Origin of the sequence: Pseudomonas sp. PDNC002 (assembly GCF_016919445.1) — a bacterium.
GTDB lineage: Bacteria > Pseudomonadota > Gammaproteobacteria > Pseudomonadales > Pseudomonadaceae > Pseudomonas.
Genome location: NZ_CP070356.1, coordinates 5,831,258 through 5,849,052, shown reverse-complemented (window position 1 = coordinate 5,849,052; position 17,795 = coordinate 5,831,258). Strand labels below are relative to the sequence as shown.

General features: G+C 64.9%; 20 protein-coding genes and 1 riboswitch. Of the genes, 10 read left to right on the top strand and 10 right to left on the bottom strand.

Going from position 1 to position 17,795, the window contains the following annotated elements:
• Positions 1 to 2: 2 nt before the first annotated feature.
• Together JVX91_RS26450 and JVX91_RS26445 are read left to right on the top strand one after the other, a co-directional pair.
• Positions 3 to 875, top strand: coding sequence for a decaprenyl-phosphate phosphoribosyltransferase (locus tag JVX91_RS26450; RefSeq protein WP_240201669.1), 873 nt, complete (start codon positions 3 to 5; stop codon positions 873 to 875).
• Positions 872 to 1,291: a divergent PAP2 family protein gene (locus tag JVX91_RS26445; RefSeq protein ID WP_205336999.1), complete on the top strand. Its 420-nt coding sequence runs from the start codon at positions 872 to 874 to the stop codon at positions 1,289 to 1,291. The genes JVX91_RS26450 and JVX91_RS26445 overlap by 4 nt, the downstream gene beginning before the upstream one ends.
• 62 nt (positions 1,292 to 1,353) lie before the next feature.
• Here the strand turns inward: JVX91_RS26445 and JVX91_RS26440 are convergent, their stop codons facing one another.
• The 5 genes from JVX91_RS26440 to JVX91_RS26420 form a co-directional block, all read right to left on the bottom strand.
• Positions 1,354 to 2,052, bottom strand: coding sequence for a pirin family protein (locus tag JVX91_RS26440; RefSeq protein WP_205336998.1), 699 nt, complete (start codon positions 2,050 to 2,052; stop codon positions 1,354 to 1,356).
• A gap of 126 nt (positions 2,053 to 2,178) precedes the next feature.
• Complete coding sequence (gene tcyN, locus JVX91_RS26435; protein ID WP_205336997.1) at positions 2,179 to 2,946, bottom strand: L-cystine ABC transporter ATP-binding protein TcyN; 768 nt, start codon at positions 2,944 to 2,946, stop codon at positions 2,179 to 2,181.
• Complete coding sequence (gene tcyL / locus JVX91_RS26430) at positions 2,943 to 3,614, bottom strand: cystine ABC transporter permease (RefSeq protein WP_205340111.1); 672 nt, start codon at positions 3,612 to 3,614, stop codon at positions 2,943 to 2,945. The genes tcyN and tcyL overlap by 4 nt, the downstream gene beginning before the upstream one ends.
• The gene (tcyJ, locus tag JVX91_RS26425) at positions 3,614 to 4,414 is read right to left on the bottom strand and encodes a cystine ABC transporter substrate-binding protein (protein ID WP_205336996.1); all 801 of its coding nucleotides are present in this window, start codon (positions 4,412 to 4,414) and stop codon (positions 3,614 to 3,616) included. The genes tcyL and tcyJ overlap by 1 nt, the downstream gene beginning before the upstream one ends.
• Positions 4,415 to 4,533: 119 nt before the next feature.
• Positions 4,534 to 5,535 (bottom strand): D-cysteine desulfhydrase, encoded by a 1,002-nt coding sequence (locus tag JVX91_RS26420; protein WP_205336995.1) that lies wholly within the window; start codon positions 5,533 to 5,535, stop codon positions 4,534 to 4,536.
• A 345-nt stretch (positions 5,536 to 5,880) separates the two neighbouring features.
• Here JVX91_RS26420 and JVX91_RS26415 point away from each other — a divergent pair, with 345 nt between their 5' ends.
• The 3 genes from JVX91_RS26415 (at position 5,881) to JVX91_RS26405 (ending at position 6,998) form a co-directional block, all read left to right on the top strand.
• Complete coding sequence (locus JVX91_RS26415) at positions 5,881 to 6,234, top strand: hypothetical protein (protein ID WP_345890299.1); 354 nt, start codon at positions 5,881 to 5,883, stop codon at positions 6,232 to 6,234.
• Between the two features lie 120 nt (positions 6,235 to 6,354).
• Entirely contained in the window at positions 6,355 to 6,561 is a 207-nt protein-coding gene (locus JVX91_RS26410; protein ID WP_205336994.1) for a hypothetical protein, read from the top strand.
• Positions 6,562 to 6,746: 185 nt separating this feature from the next.
• The gene (locus tag JVX91_RS26405) at positions 6,747 to 6,998 is read left to right on the top strand and encodes a hypothetical protein (RefSeq protein WP_205336993.1); all 252 of its coding nucleotides are present in this window, start codon (positions 6,747 to 6,749) and stop codon (positions 6,996 to 6,998) included.
• Positions 6,999 to 7,043: 45 nt separating this feature from the next.
• Here the strand turns inward: JVX91_RS26405 and JVX91_RS26400 are convergent, their stop codons facing one another.
• From JVX91_RS26400 to JVX91_RS26380, 5 genes are all read right to left on the bottom strand, one after another.
• Entirely contained in the window at positions 7,044 to 8,690 is a 1,647-nt protein-coding gene (locus JVX91_RS26400) for a hypothetical protein (protein ID WP_205336992.1), read from the bottom strand.
• Between the two features lie 98 nt (positions 8,691 to 8,788).
• Positions 8,789 to 9,421 carry an ABC-type transport auxiliary lipoprotein family protein gene (locus JVX91_RS26395; RefSeq protein WP_205336991.1) on the bottom strand — a complete coding sequence of 211 codons (633 nt, stop codon included), beginning with the start codon at positions 9,419 to 9,421 and terminating at the stop codon, positions 8,789 to 8,791.
• Positions 9,418 to 10,356 carry an MlaD family protein gene (locus JVX91_RS26390; RefSeq protein ID WP_205336990.1) on the bottom strand — a complete coding sequence of 313 codons (939 nt, stop codon included), beginning with the start codon at positions 10,354 to 10,356 and terminating at the stop codon, positions 9,418 to 9,420. Before JVX91_RS26390 ends, JVX91_RS26395 begins: the two co-directional genes overlap by 4 nt.
• A gap of 2 nt (positions 10,357 to 10,358) precedes the next feature.
• Entirely contained in the window at positions 10,359 to 11,144 is a 786-nt protein-coding gene (locus JVX91_RS26385) for an ATP-binding cassette domain-containing protein (RefSeq protein WP_205336989.1), read from the bottom strand.
• Positions 11,141 to 12,286, bottom strand: coding sequence for an MlaE family lipid ABC transporter permease subunit (locus tag JVX91_RS26380; RefSeq protein ID WP_205336988.1), 1,146 nt, complete (start codon positions 12,284 to 12,286; stop codon positions 11,141 to 11,143). Before JVX91_RS26380 ends, JVX91_RS26385 begins: the two co-directional genes overlap by 4 nt.
• 130 nt (positions 12,287 to 12,416) lie before the next feature.
• A riboswitch (cobalamin riboswitch) is annotated at positions 12,417 to 12,641 on the top strand.
• A 276-nt stretch (positions 12,642 to 12,917) separates the two neighbouring features.
• On the opposite strand from JVX91_RS26380, the gene cobO reads away from it, so the two are divergent.
• The 5 genes from cobO to cobD all read left to right on the top strand — a co-directional run bounded on the left by cobO (position 12,918) and on the right by cobD (position 17,778).
• Complete coding sequence (gene cobO / locus JVX91_RS26375; protein ID WP_205336987.1) at positions 12,918 to 13,529, top strand: cob(I)yrinic acid a,c-diamide adenosyltransferase; 612 nt, start codon at positions 12,918 to 12,920, stop codon at positions 13,527 to 13,529.
• A gap of 232 nt (positions 13,530 to 13,761) precedes the next feature.
• Positions 13,762 to 15,057, top strand: coding sequence for a cobyrinate a,c-diamide synthase (locus JVX91_RS26370; RefSeq protein ID WP_205336986.1), 1,296 nt, complete (start codon positions 13,762 to 13,764; stop codon positions 15,055 to 15,057).
• The gene (bluB, locus tag JVX91_RS26365) at positions 15,054 to 15,704 is read left to right on the top strand and encodes a 5,6-dimethylbenzimidazole synthase (RefSeq protein ID WP_205336985.1); all 651 of its coding nucleotides are present in this window, start codon (positions 15,054 to 15,056) and stop codon (positions 15,702 to 15,704) included. The genes JVX91_RS26370 and bluB overlap by 4 nt, the downstream gene beginning before the upstream one ends.
• Positions 15,701 to 16,777, top strand: a complete 1,077-nt coding sequence (gene cbiB, locus JVX91_RS26360; RefSeq protein WP_205336984.1) for an adenosylcobinamide-phosphate synthase CbiB — start codon at positions 15,701 to 15,703, stop codon at positions 16,775 to 16,777. Before bluB ends, cbiB begins: the two co-directional genes overlap by 4 nt.
• The gene (gene cobD, locus JVX91_RS26355; RefSeq protein ID WP_205336983.1) at positions 16,777 to 17,778 is read left to right on the top strand and encodes a threonine-phosphate decarboxylase CobD; all 1,002 of its coding nucleotides are present in this window, start codon (positions 16,777 to 16,779) and stop codon (positions 17,776 to 17,778) included. The genes cbiB and cobD overlap by 1 nt, the downstream gene beginning before the upstream one ends.
• Positions 17,779 to 17,795 lie beyond the last annotated feature (17 nt).

Sequence of the window (17,795 nt, the reverse complement as noted above, 5' to 3'; positions counted from 1 at the left end):
TGGTGACTCGCACTGCCGGTGCTCAGTTGCAAGGCCTGATCACGCTGATGCGCCCTAAGCAATGGGTCAAGAATGGGTTTGTCTTCGCCCCGCTGGTATTTTCCGGCGAGTTTCTCAACTCCACTGCGGTTAGTCACGCAGTCTTGGCGGTCCTGCTCTTCTGTATTGCGTCGTCGGCAACCTACATCATCAACGATGTTCACGACATCGAACGCGACCGACTGCACCCGGTGAAGTCGAAGTCACGTCCACTCGCTGCCGGCGTCGTTTCCGTACCATTGGCAATGGCGCTGCTGCTTGGTCTCTATGCGCTGCTGGTGTGTGGGTGGTTTGTATTTCCGAAGGTCCTGGCCGTCATATTGGCCTACATGCTTCTGAATCTTGCCTACACCTTTGTCCTCAAACACCAGCCAGTTGTTGATATCTTCACCATCGCTATCGGATTCGTCCTTCGGGTTTACGCTGGCGCCGTGGCGCTGAGTGTCCCTATTTCGTCCTGGATGTTCGTCACGACACTCTGCCTGGCCCTGTACCTGGCAGCGGTCAAGCGTCGGCAGGAGTTGAGCAAGAGCGGAGCGGGCGCACGCAAGGTGCTGGAGAAGTATTCGATCTCACTGGTCGACAGATATGCGGAGATATCCGCCACCGGCGCGCTGTTGTTCTACAGCATGTTCGTGATGACGGCTAAACCGGATCTGGTCATTACCGTTCCCCTGGTGCTGTTCGGCCTGTTCCGCTACTGGTATGTCGTGGAGGCCCTGGATGGCGGTGAGTCGCCCACCGATGCCTTGCTGGCCGACTGGCAACTGCTGCTGACCGTGGTGGTCTGGGTAGGCACCTGTGTCTGGGCGCTCTGGCCGGGGATGCCTGCATGAGCACCTGGTCGTATCTATTGACGCCGATCCTGGCGTGGCTGGTCGCCGGGTGCAGCAAGTTCGCGATCAACAGTATCAAGGCTGGCAAACCGGCATTCGGCTTGATTGGATATGGCGGGTTGCCGAGTAACCACAGTGCAATCGTCAGCAGCATGGCGGCGCTGATTGCGTTCAAGCAGGGAATGGACCAGCCGGCATTTGGTGTCGCGCTGACCTTGGCCTTCATCGTCATGCTCGATGCCAACAGCCTGCGGCGCCAGGTCGGCAAGCATGCCGCCGCGATCAACGTGCTGGCGGCGGCAGCCGCCACCCACGAGCCATTGCGCGAGCGGATGGGGCACACTCGTGTAGAGATTGCCGCTGGAATCCTGGTGGGCATACTTGTCGCTGCCGTGGTCAACGCGATCGGCCTCTGAGGGCCCGGCACAAAAAAAGGCACGCCTGTTGGCGTGCCTTTTTCATTTCACGGCAAGAGCGATCAGGCGACATCCACCAGAATCACCTCGCTGTCCTCCAGCGCTGTCACCCTTATCACCGCTTCGTCAGCAATGGCCGCACCATCGCGGGCCAGCAGCTCGACGCCGTTGACCTCCACCTTGCCGGTGGCCGGCACTAGGTACGCGCGACGTTCGCCACCCAACTCGTACTCGGCACTTTGGCCGGCCTTCAAGGTCGCTGCGACCATGCGCCCTTCGGCGCGGATGCGCAGGGCATCGATGTCGTTTTCATAGCCGCTGGCGAGCGTCACGAAACGGCCGGCGCGGTCGCCCTTCGGGAAGGGTTTGGCGCCCCAGGACGGCGTGCCGCCACGTACCGAGGGGATGATCCAGATCTGGAAGATCTTGGTGACATCCTTCTCCAGGTTGTACTCGGAGTGTACGATGCCTGAGCCAGCGCTCATCACCTGCACGTCGCCCGCTTCGGTACGGCCCTTGTTGCCCAGGCTGTCCTGGTGGGTGATCGCGCCCTGGCGGACATAGGTGATGATTTCCATCTCACGGTGCGGGTGCGGCGGGAAGCCAGTGCCCGCGGCGATTTCGTCATCGTTCCAGACGCGGAGGTTGCCCCAGTCCATGCGCTCGGCGTCGTAGTACTCGGCGAAGGAGAAGTGGTGCTTGGCGTTGAGCCAGCCGTGGTTGGCGCCGCCGAGTTGCTGGAAGGGTCTGCGTTCGATCATGACTTAGTCCTCGTGGGGCGCGGCTGGCGTCGGGGCCAGTTCGCGCGGTTCATAGGACTATGTTCTCTCGCATTAGATCGATAAAAAAGCGCAAATATCGGAGTGTATTTATCGATTAATTCGATTTTATTCCGGAGCGCGCTTTTCGCCCCCATCGAGGAATTTGCTGAGGAACTGGCGGGTGCGCTCTTCCCTGGGATTGGCGAAGAGCGCCTTGGCATCGCCCTGTTCGACGATCACGCCTTTGTCGATGAAGATCGCCCGGTTCGCCACATCCCGCGCGAAGCTCATTTCGTGGGTGACGATGACCATGGTGCGGTTTTCCTGGGCCAGGCCGCGAATGGTCGCCAGCACTTCGCCGACCAGCTCGGGGTCCAGCGCCGAGGTGGGTTCATCGAAAAGGATCACGTCCGGCTGCATGGCGAGCGCGCGCGCGATGGCTACGCGTTGCTGCTGGCCGCCGGAAAGACGCTTGGGATAGGCGTCTTCCTTGCCGGCCAGGCCGACCTTCGCCAGCAACTGACGGGCGCGCTCGATGGCCTGGGCGCGCGGCTCCTTCTTCACGATGATCGGGCCTTCCACCACGTTCTCCAGCGCAGTGCGGTGGGGGAACAGATTGAAGTTCTGGAAGACGAAGCCCACGTGCTGACGCAGCTTGCGGATCAGCCCCTGCTGTCCGCTGAGCGGGCGAGAGGCGTCGATACGGATGTCGCCAACCTGGATGGTCCCGCCGTTGGGGGCTTCCAGCAGGTTGAGGCAGCGCAGCAGGGTGGTCTTGCCGGAGCCGCTGGGGCCGATGATCGCGACCACTTCGCCGGCCTTGACGGTCAGGTCGATGCCCTTGAGCACCTCCTGGCCGCGGAACTGCTTGGTCAGCTGGCGGACTTCGATCATGCGTCTTGCTCCCGGTCGTGGCGGTTGACCCGGTCTTCCAGGCGGTTCTGCAGGTGCGACAGGATGCTGGCGAGTATCCAGTAGATCAGTGCGGCGGCGAGGTACATGGTGAACACCTCGAAGGTGCGCGCGGTGATCAGCTGAGCCTGGCGGAACAGTTCAGGCACCTGGATGGTGGCTGCCAGTGCGGTGTCCTTGACCAGCGAGATGAAGCTGTTGCCCAGCGGCGGCAGTGCGGTACGCGCAGCTTGCGGCAGGATTACCCGGCGCAGGGTTTCGGCGCGGGTCATGCCGATGCTGGCGGCGGCTTCCCATTGGCCGCGGTCGATGGAGCCAATGGCGGCTCGCAGGATTTCGCATACGTAGGCAGCCATGTTCAGCGAGAAGCCGATCAGTGCCGCCGGCAGCGGGTCGAGTTCGATTCCGGCCTGGGGCAGGCCGTAATAGATCATGAAGAGCTGGACCAGCAATGGCGTGCCGCGGAAGAACGACACGTAGATGCGCGCGATCCAGCGCACGGGAGTGAATCCGTACAGGCGCATCAGCGCCAGTACGAATCCGAGCAGCAAGCCGAAGAACATGCCGCCGATACTGAGGATTACCGTGAAGACCGCGCCCTTGAGCAGGAAGGGCGCGGAGTCCAGCGCAAGCTGGAGGCTTTCCTCGATCATTGGGTGACGTCAGCCTGGAACCATTTCTCCGAGAGTTTCTTCAGTGTGCCGTCAGACCTGAACTTTGCGATGGCCTTGTTCAGCGCCGCGAGCAGCTCCGGGTTGCCTTTGCGCAGGGCGATGCCGGCTTCCTGGCGGGCGAAGGGGGCGCCGGTCAGGGCCATGGCGCCTTTGGTTTTGTTGACCATGTCGAAGGCGGCCAGGCGATCCACCAGGATCACGTCGATGCGACCGCTACGCAGGTCCTGGAACTTGGTCGGATCGTCTTCGTAGGTGCGTACGTCGGCCTGCGGTACGTGCTCGCGGAGCCATTGTTCGTAGTTGGTGCCCAGGCCCACGCCGACCTTCACGCCGGCGAGTTTTTCCGGAGTGTCGTACTTGCCTTCGTCGCCCTTGCGCACCAGCGCCTGGATGCCCGAAACGGTATACGCGTCAGAGAAATCGTACTTCTTCTTGCGCTCCTCGGAGATGGTCACCTGGTTGATCACCAGGTCCAGGCGCTTGGATTCCAGCGCAGCGAGAATGCCGTCCCATTTGGTCGGTTGCAGTTTGGCGGTGGCGCCCAGTTCCTTGGCGATCAGCTCGGAGAAGTCCACTTCGAAACCGGCGAGCTTGCCGTTTTCATCCTGGAAGCTGAAGGGCGGGTAGGTACCTTCCAGGCCAATGCGAACCTGGCCCTTCTCCTTGATCTGCGCGAGAAGGTCGTCGGCGGCCTGGGCCTGGCCGAACAGGCCGGCGCCGAGGGTGAGGGTCAGGCTGGCAAGCAGGAAATGACGTCGCAGTGCGGAGAAGGTCATGGTGGTCCCCGTTTTTGGTGTTTTAAGCAGGTTAGTCAACGCGAGGCGACTATAGGGTCGGAATCGTTATGCAATAAAATAATAAAAAATTACATGCCTAGTTCTGTTTGGCATGTAAGTCAAGTCGCCGAATGATAGGCGAACAATGCCGGCGACCCGCCGGTGTGCAGGAAGAGGATAGGCCCGGGTTTCACAAAGCGATCACGGCGGATGCCGTCGAGCAATCCGGCCATGGCCTTGCCGGTGTAGACCGGGTCCAGCAGCAGGCCTTCCTGGCTCGCCAGCAGGCGCACCGCCTCCAGTGTGCCGGCATTGGGCTCGCCGTAGCGCGGGCCGAAATACTCGTCCCATAGTTGTATGGTCGGCTGGGCAGACGCGTTGTGGCCGAGCAGTTCCAGCGTGGACCCAACCAGCCCTTCCACCTTCGGCCGCTGCGCGGCGTCGGTGCGCGAGACGGTCACCCCGATGACGTCCAGTTCCGGCAAGGCATCGGCCAGCGCAATCGCCAGGCCCGCATGGGTGCCCGCACTGCCGGAGGCTAGCACCACGGCGGAGAACTCCTGGCCGCCGACACGAATCTGTTCTGCCAGCTCGAGCCCAGCGCGCACATAGCCCAGGGCGCCCAGCGCGTTGGAGCCGCCAATGGGCACGAGGTAGGGCTTGCGACCTTCGCGGCGCAGACGTTCGCCGGTCTGCGCCAGCAACTCGTCCGCGTTGTCGAGATTGGGCACGAGTTCGACTTCGGTGCCAAACAGGTCCAGCAGCAGGCGGTTGCCGTTGCTCAGGTAATTGCGGTCATCGGTGCCAATCGGGTTTTCCAGCAACGCCACGCAGCGCAGGCCGAGCTTCGCCGCGACGGCGGCAGTCTGGCGCACATGGTTGGACTGGATCGCGCCAGCGGTGACCAGCGTATCGGCGCCGGCCTTCAGGGCATCGGCGGCGAAGAATTCCAGCTTGCGCACCTTGTTGCCGCCCAGCGCGAAGGGCGTGGTGTCGTCACGCTTCACGTACAGGTCGCGACCCAATTGCGCGCCGAGACGCTCGAGCTTTTCCAGTGGCGTTGGGCCGCCGGCCAGGTCTAGGCGGGGAAAGCGGGCGAGGGCTTCGCGCAGATCGCTCATGGCAGGGTCTCGGTTCAGCGACGGAGACTCACGATAGAGCGCGTGCGTACGGGTCGCAACGTGTTGGGCGAGTGGTGACGCGGCGTTGCATGGGAATGTCGCGTGCGGGGCGATCGGTTGGGCGGTGAGCTTCGACGATCATGAATCCCGGATGCTGTGAATCAATGTGCGGACATTGCCGCGGCGAACCGCTACGCTCCACCCTCAGATCCGGATCTGCAACCGGACAGATGATGAAAACAGGAAACCAGGGCGGGGACTCCAATGATTTCAGCGGTACTTTCACGCACTTCGCTGCAACGATGGTCGATCCGGCTGCTTGGGGCCTTCGCCCTGCTGCTGGGGATGAGTGCGCCGGCGCTGGCCGATCGAGTGATTCCTTCAGGGATGATGGTGGGCTTCGTCGACAGCGCGGCATATCCGGTCATCACGCTGAAACGCCCGAAACCGAGCCTGCTGCGCCGGGTGATGACACTCGGGTTGTATCAGAAGACCGTCAGCTATCCGCTCTCCGTCTCCGTTCGTATCCGTGACCAGAACAACCGCTTCATGGTCTATGGCCTGCTGCCGCAAATCACCGGAAGGTTCGTTGGCATTAAGGTCGGCCTGGATAGCCGCATCAGCCAGATCTGGGTGCTGACCGATAAGGAAGCAGCCGAGTATGTGATGCGTCCGGATACCAAGTTCCCGCCGAGCTGAAGGTCGAATCTGAAAGGCCGTCGGCACCGCTCGTGAGATTCCTCCGAGCGGACAGCAGCGTGAATAGGGCTTCTTCGGCTATCATGGGCGCCGGTCAAACTCTTTCAATTCGGTTCACCCATGACGTCCTCTCAGCAGCCGCCGCGCGATGACAGCGCGGACAACACTCAGGAACAACCCCAGCTGTCCCTGGCCGAACTGGCCAAGGCCGCGCTGGCCGCACAGAAGCAGGCCGCCTCCGGCTACCAGCATCGCAAGGCCCACGACAAGGCGGAGTTCCGCCCACCGCATCCGCGCGGTTCGCGTCGCTCGATGGGCAAGCGCTGAGGCGACCTCTCGTCCGAAACCCCGTCAGCCAGCGTCCTTGCGGGTCCGCTGGCTGAACTGCGCCGATTGTCTTCAGTCGTATGCGCATCCACCTGGCCATGCCGGCTGGCATTTCCCGCACTCGCGAACACGTCACGGAACGACAATCGCGCCGCCCTGCGGTGCCTCGCGTCCATGGAGACCTCATGAAGCACATCGCCCCGATTCTGTCCCTGCTGGCTCTCACCGGCTGCATCACCATGACCGGCAACTACGAGGTCAGCGCCCACGATGAAAGCGGCAAGGAACTGGGCAAAGGCAAGTTCCTCGCCCAGGGCAGCGGCATCTATACCGTCCGAAACTCGCTGTGCTCGGTCTATCCGAAGGCCATCGTCACCATCAGGGACGTGGAGACGGAGCAGGAGCTAGAGAGCGAAAGCCCTTACCAGTGCCATTAGTTCGCGTGATGGCGGCGCCAGGCCCGGGCCGCCATCTCTCAGGAGTCAATGCTGGTCTTTCAGCAGTTCCCCGCAGCGCTGCCTAACGCATTCGTCAGGGTCTGACTGCTGGCATTTACGAAGCATCGGCAGTGCGTCGCCCGGCCAGATTTCTCGCGGCCAGGCCGAAATTGCCTTGAGCGCCATATTGCGGTTGCGCACTGTCGGGCTTTGAAGGCCTATGCGAATCAGGTCCCAGCCCTCGCCGGGGAAACGATCGAGGTCCTGCAAAATGAGGTCGAGGTCACTGTGTTGACGGTACGCCGGGCCCAGCCCGAGGGTCTCGCCCGGGCCACTGGCAATGGCGGCCAGATCCAGCTGCTGCCTCGCCAGGTCCAGTACTCGCCGCATGCGCTCGTTGTCATCCGTTTGCATCAATTGGTACCAGTGCTCGCCGCGTCCTTCAGCCTGACGCAGGAGGAGCGGCTCCCAGATGTCCAGATCAAGCAGTCTTGCGGCGGATATTCCCTGCCAGACCTTCTGCCCGTCGTCCTGCTGCAACGCCGCCAGCACTGCTCTTGGCCAGGTGGGGTTGTTGATGAAGGCCTGCGCTCGGGCAGTCAGGCGCTCACGAGCTTGGAGCGTCCAGCCGGACTTTGCCAGGGCGTCCCAATCTTCATTGCCTTTCAGAAACTCGAGAATCTGTCCGGTGGTTTCCAGTGATTGCAGGGAGTCGCTCCGGCGATTGGTCACTTGCAGGAGATAGCTGTCGCAAGCCCAGGCACCGTCGGCATAGTCGCGAATATCACGGGCAGGACCCCCGCACAGTAAGGCGGAGAGGATTTCCGCCGCAGAGTTCAGCAGCTCGTCATCCAGTCCGACGGCAGGTACCGAGAGCGCGGCGGCCAGTTGTCCACCAACCGCGCAGCTATAGGCGAGGTACTCGTACATCACGCCGTTGCGATAACCCTCTCGCAGTAGCCAATCTCTGATCTGCAAGTTGTGCGTTTCTGCCAGGCGCTCGACCAGATGGATGCGTCCCCAGGCATGCACCTTGCGGGCAAGCTGCCACTGTTGCTGCTCTGCCTCCGCTGAGGGCAGCAGGTTCCCCAGCGCCACGGCCGCGTACAAAGTGAACTCTTCATGCAGGCCGAGTGTGGTGAGGATGTCGACATGACTCCTGTTTCCCAGAACCCCCAGCATCGCCATGGCGAATTTCACCGGGGCGCGGTCGGGAGCTTCGGTTGCCAGCCAGAGCGACAGCGACTCCAGTTTGTCTCTGCTGATACCAGGGAAATCCGGCAGGCGCTCGATCAATGCGTCGAGATATTCCAGGGGAGAGGCGCGGCAAAGGTGTTCGTACAGCGCGTTCGTGGCAGGGGAGTCGGGGCTGTCGCAAGCCGCGCGCAGTTCGCCCAGCAGTTGCTCTACCTCCTCCGATTGCCCGGTATTGCCATGGTGGCCAAATACGCCATCCAAGGCACCGGCGCTCCAGCGCAATTCTCCCTCTGCCGTGGGGACTTCATCCGGCAGCGTCGTTGCGTCGTCGGGAAGACCGTCAGGCTGGTCCGCGAAGCGGGTGAGAAAACCGTAGAGACTCTGGCGCTCCGCGGGCCAGGCTTTCAGGGGGCGGTCCTGAAGAAGGATCACGTTGGTGTCGATCGTCTCCGCAGGGCGTCCCAGCAATCTGCGGAGCCAGGCGTTCATGTCCATATGCGAACTTCCGTGTCGGTGAAATCCCGCGAGCTTGAGCCATCACACGACAAGCGCACAACCTGCCCTGAGCAGGACGTGATGCGGTTGTCTTCAGGCTATCGGGTGCTGCCATCCTGTGGGCGATTCAGTTGCCCCTGCTGCAACGTCCACTCCACGACCTGCGCGGAAAGATGGTCGGCAGCCTTGCCGAAGGCATTGACCACTTCGGGCACCTGTTTACCGTCTACAGGCTGGCGGACCTCGAAGGTGCGGGCGGCGACGATGCGTTGGCCGAGCGTGCGCACCAGACGCGCGTCATAACGGATGTGGACCACCGGTTTGCCGTTCTGGTATTCGCTCTGGAACGCGCGCAACTCGCCGGTCAGGTCCAGGTCGGCCTGCAGGCTGGCTTCGTCGCTGCTCAGGGCGTGGACGCTGCCGTTGGCGGTGAAGGCGTCGATCAGGCGATCACGCAGCAGGCCCGGAGCGCGGTTGCTCCAGCGCGCGCCCTGGTAGCTGCTCAGCTGGCTGCCCTGCGGGACCACGGCGATGCGATTGCTGTCCAGCGCCAGACCCGCGGTGGGTGCGCTGACCCGCAGCGACCAATCCACCGCCGCGCTGCTGCGCGCCGGTTGCTGGGTGGCCGGCAGCAGGTAGAAGTCCGGGCTTTCCGCTTCCGGGAGGATCGAGCAAGCGCCCAGCAGACTGACCAGGGCGGCGGCGCCGAGCAGGCGGGGAAGGGCGGTCATGGCTGGAACTCCTTGTTGCGTTCGCGGCCGAGCAGGTAGCCGGTGGGGTTTTCCTGCAGGCGGCGGGTGACGCCGCGCAGGTCTTCCAGGGTGGAGCGCAGTTCGCGGATCGCCGGGCCGATTTCGCCCAGGCCATTGAGGCCGCCGTTCACCGAGTCGTAGTTGCTGTTCAGCAGTTGCTCCACCCGTTCGCTGCTGGTGCGCAGCGCGGCGAGGGTCTTCTGGGTGTCGTCGAGGATCGTCTGGCCCTTGCCGCCCAGGGTCTGGTTGGCGCGGTCGAGTAACTGGCTGGCATTGGCCAGGGTGATGCGCGCCTGCTCGCTGGCGGCAGCCAGTTCCTTGAAGGTTCGACGGATGTCGTCGCGCTGTTCGGCGACCACGCCGGTTGCCTGGTCGATGTGGTCCAGGGTGCGGCTGATACGGTCGACGTTCTCCTGGGAGAACATGCGGTTCACGTTGTTGATCAGGTTGTTGATGTTGGTGGCGATGTCCTCGCCGTTGGCCAGCAGCTTGGCGAAGGGCGAGGGGATGGTCTTGATCACCGGGATTCCACCATCCTTGCTTTCCAGTGACGGGCTGTCCTGGCCGGCGCTGGAGAGCTGGATGATGGCCTGGCCGGTGACGCCGGTGAGGGCCAGCTTGGCGCGCGTGTCCTCGCGGATCGGCGTGCTGTCGTAGACGCGGATGCGCGCGCGGACCTTGCGCGGATCGTTCGGGTCCAGGCGCAGCGAGACCACGTCGCCGACGCGGATGCCGCTGTACTGCACGGTGCCGCCTTCGGACAGACCGGTCACCGCCTCGCTGAAGATCACGTCGTAGATCTTGTAGCGCTGGTCGTTGCTCGACTGTGCCAGCCAGAGCGCGAAGAGCAGCGCGCCGATCGACACGACGAGGGTGAACAGGCCGATCAGCACGTGATGGGCACGGGTTTCCATTTTCAGTTTTCCTCCCGCAGGTGTTCGGTGGCCTGCAGCGCGGCACGGCCGCGGGGGCCGTGGAAGTAGTCCTGCACCCAGGCATCGTCGGTCTGGGCGACCTGATCCAGTGGGCCGACCACCAGCACCCGCTTCTGCGAGAGCACGGCGACGCGGTCGCAGATGGTGTAGAGGGTGTCGAGGTCGTGGGTGACCAGGAACACGGTGAGGCCGAACGCGTCGCGCAGGGTCAGGATGAGTTGGTCGAAGGCCGCCGCGCCGATGGGGTCGAGGCCGGCGGTGGGTTCGTCGAGGAACAGGATGTCCGGGTCCAGCGCCAGGGCGCGGGCCAGCGCGGCACGCTTGACCATGCCGCCGGACAGCTCGGCCGGGTATTTGGCGCCCGCGTCCGGTGGCAGGCCGGCGAGGGAGATCTTCACCTTGGCCATGAACTCGGCATCGCTGCGCGACAGGCCGGCGTGCTCGATCAGTGGCAGGCAGATGTTCTCGCTCACCGTCAGCGAGGAGAACAGCGCGCCGTTCTGGAACAGCACGCCGAAGCGTCGTTCCAGCTTGGAGCGCTCCAGCGGCGCCAATGCCGGCAGGTTCTGCCCGAACACGTGGACGCTGCCTTCGCTGGGCTGGCGCAGGCCGATGATGCTGCGCAGCAGCACGGATTTGCCGGTGCCCGAGCCGCCGACCACGCCGAGGATCTCGCCCTTCATCACGTCGAGGTCCAGGTGCTCGTGCACCGCGTGGGTGCCGAAGCGGTTGGCCAGGTCGCGGACGACGATGATCGGTTCGCTCACCAGCCCATCTCCATGAAGAACAGCGCGAACATCGCATCCAGCAGGATCACCACGAAGATCGACTGGACCACGCTGGAAGTCGTGTGCTCGCCCACCGACTGCGCGCTGCCGCTGACGCGGAAGCCTTCCAGGCAGCCGATCACGGCGATGATGAAGGCGAATACCGGGGCTTTGACGATGCCGACCAGGAAGTGCTGCACGGCGATGTCGTTCTGCAGCATGTAGAGGAACATGCGCGGCGAGATGTCCAGGCTCAGCGCACAGACCACGCCGCCGCCGAAGATGCCGGAGATCATCGCCAGGAAGGTCAGCATCGGCAGGGTCAGCAGCAGGGCCAGCACGCGCGGCAGCACCAGCAACTCCACCGGGTCGAGGCCCAGGGCCTGGATGGCGTCGATCTCCTGGTTGGCCTTCATCGAGCCGATCTGTGCGGTGAAGGCACTGGCGGTGCGGCCGGCCAGCAGGATCGCGGTGAGCAGCACGCCGAATTCACGGAGGAAGGAGAAGCCCACGAGGTCGACGGTGTAGATCTGCGCGCCGAATTTCTGCAGCACCGTGGCGCCGAGGAAGGCCACCACCGCGCCGACCATGAAGGTGAGCAGGGCGACGATGGGCACGGCGTCCAGCCCGGTTTCTTCCATGTGCGCAGCCAGTGCGGTCAGGCGCCAGCGCCGTGGGCGGAGCAGGTTGCGCACCAGCGTCTGTAGCGTCAGGCCGATGAAGCCCAGCACGCCGATCAGATGGTCCTTGAAGGTCAGGGTGGCGACGCCGATGCGCTCCAGCACGTCGACCAGTGCGTTGCCCGGCGCCGGGCCTTTTTCGTCCAGGCGGCACTGGGTGATGGCGCTGCCGACGGTGCGCAGCAGTGCCTGGCGCTCGGCTGGGAGGTTGCGGGCGATCTGGTCGAGCTGGCTCATGCGCGCGCCGCCGATTATCTCCGCGAGCAGCGCGGCGCCGGCGGTATCCAGTGCGCCGAGGCCGGTGAAGTCCAGCAAGGCGGGGGATTCGGCGTGCCGCTGGGCGGCCACCTGGGACTCCAGCGTGGCGAAGTGCGCGAGCGTCCAGTCGCCGCTGATGTGCATCAAGGGCGGGGTCGCGGCGGAGTCGAGCTGAAGCTGGCCGGGTTGGGCAGTCGTCGTCATGAGACGCATTCTAGCGGAGTTCGCCTTTGCCACCAGTGTGCTTGTGCTGGCCTTTTTAGACGCCTGCATGACTTGGCTCAAGGCAATGGCGACATCCTGTTCAATTGACGCCTCAGCCCGCCAACCACTAAGCTGCGCGCCTGCTTCAGGTGCCCGCGGCGCAAGCCAAGGGTGAAACAGGGAAGCCGGTGAATTCGATCCTTGCATCGACCATTCCGGCGCTGCCCCCGCAACGGTAAGCGAGTCTGGAACCGCACTGAGCCACTGTGCCACTGGCATGGGAAGGCGTGGTTTTCCGAAAGCCCTCGGGCTTCACTCGCAAGCCCGGAGACCGGCCTGCTGCATCGCATGGCATCGCGGGAGGCGCTGCCGATCGTCGTGGCGCTCCCTGGCGCCGCGCGTTCGATGTCCTCCGCCTGCCCCGACTGGTCAGTGCCGCGCGGGTGAGAGCGGCGGAGAATCCTTCAGGTGAATTCCCTGTTTCCCAAGCCGACAGCCTTCGCGCTGAGCGGCCTTTACCGCATGGCGTCGCTGCGCGCCGGCGGTTCGTTCCTGTCCATCCCATTTTTCGCTCGCTGCCGCCCGGCCGGCGAGCTGGCGCGTGCGCGCTCCCTTTCTAGAGGCAATCCCCATGACTGAATCCCCTGAAAAGGACGAACGCCACCGTTCGCGCATGCAGCGCAAGAAATCGGTGATCGACGAGAAGATCGCCCAGGCCCAGGGCGAACGCGGTGTGTTCCTGGTCAACAGTGGCAACGGCAAGGGCAAGAGCAGCTCGGCCTTCGGCATGGTCGCCCGCGCGCTGGGCCACGGTATGAAGGTTGGCGTGGTGCAGTTCATCAAGGGCGCCGCGACCACCGGCGAGGAAGCGTTTTTCCGCCGTTTCCCCGAGGAAGTCAGCTTCCATGTGATGGGCGAGGGCTTCACCTGGGAAACCCAGGATCGTCAGCGCGATATCGCCAAGGCGCAGGCGGCTTGGGACGTGGCGCGCCAACTGCTGGCCGATCCGCAGATTGGCCTGGTAGTGCTGGACGAGGTGAACATTGCCCTCAAGCACGGCTATCTGGAGCTGGACACGGTGCTCGCCGATATTGCTGCCCGTCCGCCGATGCAGCATGCGGTCGCCACCGGTCGGGGGGTGCAGCCGGCCATGGTCGAGGCCGCCGATACCGTGACCGAGATGGGCCTGGTGAAACATGCCTTCAAGGCTGGGATCAAGGCGCAGAAAGGGGTGGAGTTCTGATGTTCGTGGCTTGCCCTCACCCCAGCCCTCTCCCAGGGGGAGAGGGGGCCGTTCGGCGTGCAGTCGGACTGCGGCGCTCGCCGGTCGATGCTGTTGGCGGGCTCGGTGGTGGCGCGATAGTCGTGCATCGGACACAACTGCTGCAGATGGCACCCAACTGCCCCCTCTCCCCCTGGGAGAGGGTTGGGGTGAGGGTGCTCTTCGCCTTTTCTGCTACTACGGAGCGCGCCTGATGCTCGATGCGCGCCAATGCCCCGCCCTACTGATCGCCGCTCCCGCCTCCGGCCAGGGCAAGACCACCGTGACCGCCGCCCTGGCGCGCCTGCATACGCGCCTCGGGCGCAAGGTGCGGGTGTTCAAGTGCGGCCCGGATTTCCTCGACCCGATGATCCTCGCTCGCGCCAGTGGCGCGCCGGTCTATCAGTTGGACCTGTGGATGGTCGGCGAGAGCGAAAGCCGCCGGTTGCTCTGGGAAGCGGCCGGTGAGGCCGACCTGATCCTCATCGAAGGCGTGATGGGCCTGTTCGACGGCTCGCCCTCGGCCGCCGATCTCGCGCGGCGCTTCAACGTGCCGGTGATGGCCGTGATCAATGGCCAGTCGATGGCCCAGACCTTCGGCGCGATGGCCGTTGGCATGGCCACCTACCAGCCGGACCTGCCGTTCTCCGGCGTGCTCGCCAACCGCATCGGTAGCCAGCGCCACCGCGACCTGGTGCGCGATAGCCTGCCCGAGTGGATTCGCTGGTATGGCGCACTCCCGCGTGACACCGAGGTCGAGTTGCCAAGCCGTCATCTCGGGCTTGTGCAGGCCGATGAACTGGCCGACCTCGACGCACGCCTGGACGCCGCCGCCGATGCCCTGGCTGCCAGTGCCAGTACCGAGCTGCCCTTACCGGTGAGCTTTGCCGTGCCCGAGCCGCGCAGCGAATCTTCCGGTCTCGACGGCGTGCGTATCGGCGTGGCGCGGGACAATGCTTTCGCCTTCCTCTACCAGGCCAACCTCGACCTGCTGCGCGAACTGGGCGCCGAGCTGGTGTTCTTCTCGCCGCTGCGTGACGAATCGCTGCCGGAGGTGGATAGCCTCTACCTGCCCGGCGGCTACCCGGAATTGCACCTGCAAGCGCTGGCCGACAACCGCGCCATGGCCCAGGCGATTCACGCCCACCATGAGATGGGCAAGCCGATCCTCGCTGAGTGCGGCGGCATGCTCTATCTGCTCGATGCCCTGACCGACGTGGCCGGCGAACGCGCGGAGCTGCTCGGCCTGCTGCCGGGCGAGGCGCGCATGCAGAAGCGCCTGGCCGCGCTGGCGCTGCAGGCCGTGACGCTGCCCGAAGGCACCCTGCGCGGGCACACCTTCCACCATTCGTTGCTCGACAGCGCGGAAGTACCGCTGGCCCGTGGCGTATGTCCGAACGACAAGCCGGTGGCCGAGGCGGTATTCCGCCGTGGCCGTCTCACGGCGTCCTATATCCACTTCTACCTGCCATCCGATCCGGATGCCGCGGCCGCACTCTTCAGACCATGACCGACCACGCCTACAGCCCCGAGGAACGCGCCGCGCTTTACCGCGCCATTGCCGAGCGCCGCGACATGCGCCACTTCAGCGGCGGCGAGGTGGCGCCCGAGTTGCTCGCGCGCCTGCTGGAAGCCGCGCACCAGGCGCCCAGCGTCGGGCTGATGCAGCCTTGGCGCTTTATCCGCGTGACCTCGAGGGCGTTGCGCCAGTCGATCCATTGCCTGATCGAAGAGGAGCGCGTGCGCACGGCCGAGGCGCTGGGTGAGCGCTCCGACGAGTTCATGAAGCTGAAGGTCGAGGGCGTGCTCGATTGCGCCGAAGTGCTGGTGGCCGCCTTGATGGATGGCCGCGAAGCGCACGTCTTCGGCCGTCGCACACTGCCGAACATGGACCTCGCTTCGCTCTCCTGCGCCATCCAGAATCTCTGGCTGGCCTCGCGCGCCGAAGGGCTCGGCATGGGTTGGGTGTCGCTGTTCGATCCTGTCGCAATGGGCGACCTGCTTGGCCTGCCGGACGGCGCCGAGGCGGTTGCGGTGATCTGCCTGGGGCCGGTCAATGAGTTCTACCCGGCGCCGATGCTGGCCCTGGAGGGCTGGCGCCAACCGCGCTCGCTGGACGAGTTGGTGTTCGAAAACCGCTGGGGGGAGAAGGCATGAGCCTGGCCTTGCTGAGCGTCCTCGGCGTGGCACTGGACGCCCTGCTGGGCGAGCCGAAACGCTGGCATCCGCTGGTGGCTTTCGGGCGCCTGGCGGATCGGTTGGAGCGGCGCTTCAATCGTTCCCGGGTTCCGGAGCACCCTCTCCCTAACCCTCTCCCTGAAGGGAGAGGGGACTGTTCAGTTTCAGGCGAAACGCTGAGCAGGTCGGCAACTCCGATCTGCTCCCTCTCCCTTCAGGGAGAGGGCTGGGGAGAGGGCGTATCAGCGAGCACCACTACGCCCAAGAGTGACACCCCCGGCCTCGGCTGGCGCAGCCATGGCGTCACCGCGTGGATCATCGCGGTCATCCCGCTGACCCTCATCGCGCTGTTGCTGAGCCTGCTGCCCTACGTCGGCTGGATCGTCCAGGTGTTGGCGCTGTACGCCGCGCTGGGCTTGCGCAGCCTGGGCGAGCACGCCGACCCGGTGGTGCTGGCGCTACGTAGTGGCGACCTGAACGAAGCGCGCCTGCGCGTGGGTTACGTGGTCAGTCGCGAAACCGCCGAGCTGGACGAAACCGCCGTGGCCCGCGCGGCCACCGAATCGGTGCTGGAGAATGGCAGCGATGCGGTCTTCGCCGCGCTGTTCTGGTTCGCCGTGGCGGGAGCGCCGGGCGTGGTGCTCTATCGCCTGAGCAACACCCTCGACGCCATGTGGGGCTACCGCAATGCACGCTTCGAACGCTTCGGCTGGGCGGCGGCGAAGATCGACGATGTGCTGAACTACATTCCGGCGCGCCTGGTGGCCTTCACCTACGCGCTGCTCGGCCACACCCGGCTGGCCCTGCGCTGCTGGCGCACGCAGGCGCCAAAATGGGACAGCCCCAACGCCGGTCCGGTGATGGCGGCCGGCGCGGGGGCGCTGGGTGTTTCGCTCGGCGGTTCCGCCCGCTACCACGGCGAACTCCACGAGCGTCCGCAGTTGGGCGAAGGCCCGGCGCCGACCGCTGTGGACATCTGGCGCGCGCTTGCCCTGGTGCGTCAGGGAGTGTTGTTGTGGTTGCTGATCATCCTGATTCTGGGAGTGCTCTGATGCTCGAACATGGCGGCCGGTTGCGCAAAGCGGCGCAGCAGTACGGAATTCCGCTCTCTGAGTGGCTGGACCTGTCCACCGGCATCTCTCCCTGGCCCTGGGCGCTGCCCAGCGTGCCGGCGGCAGCCTGGATGCGCCTGCCCGAAGACAGCGATGGCCTGGAAGCCGCCGCGCGCCGCTACTACGGCGCCGAGAAGCTGCTGGCTCTGCCCGGCAGCCAGGCGGCGATCCAGCTGTTGCCGCGCCTGCGCAGGCCCGGCAAGGTCGGCGTGGTTTCGCCCTGTTATGCCGAGCACGCCGAATCCTGGCGCGCCGCCGGACACATCCTGCGCGAAGTCAGCGACCAGGAAGTGCCTCATCACCTGGAGCGCTTCGACGTGCTGGTGGTGGTCAACCCGAACAACCCCACGGGGAAGCGCATCGAGGCTGGCGTACTGCTGGAATGGCACGCGCGCCTTCAGGAGCGCGGCGGCTGGCTGGTGGTGGACGAAGCCTTCATGGACTGCACGCCCGAGCACAGCCTGACGCCCAGTTGCGCCAGCCGGCCGGGGCTGATCGTGCTGCGTTCCTTCGGCAAGTTCTTCGGCCTGGCCGGTGCGCGGCTGGGCTTCGCCTTCGCCGAACCGCGGCTGCTGGAGAGCCTGGCGAAACTGCTCGGCCCCTGGGCGGTGAACGGCCCCACGCGCTGGGTTGCCCAGGCGGTGCTGGGCGAGTTCCAGGAGCAGATCCAGCGCCGCCGCGACCTCAACGAGGCGAGTCGGCGCCTGGCTGGCCTGCTGGGCGACCACGGCTTCGCGCCCCAAGGCGGCACATCATTGTTCCAGTGGGTGGTGTCCATGCGCGCCCACGCGCTGCGCGATCACCTGGCGCGCCAGGGCATTCTCGTGCGCCTGTTCGAGACGCCCGGCAGCCTGCGTTTCGGTCTCCCACCGGACGAAAAGGGCTGGGAGCGCCTGGAGCACGGCCTGCGCACCTTCAACCAGATGGAGAGCCTGCGGTGACATTGTCCAGTGCTCAG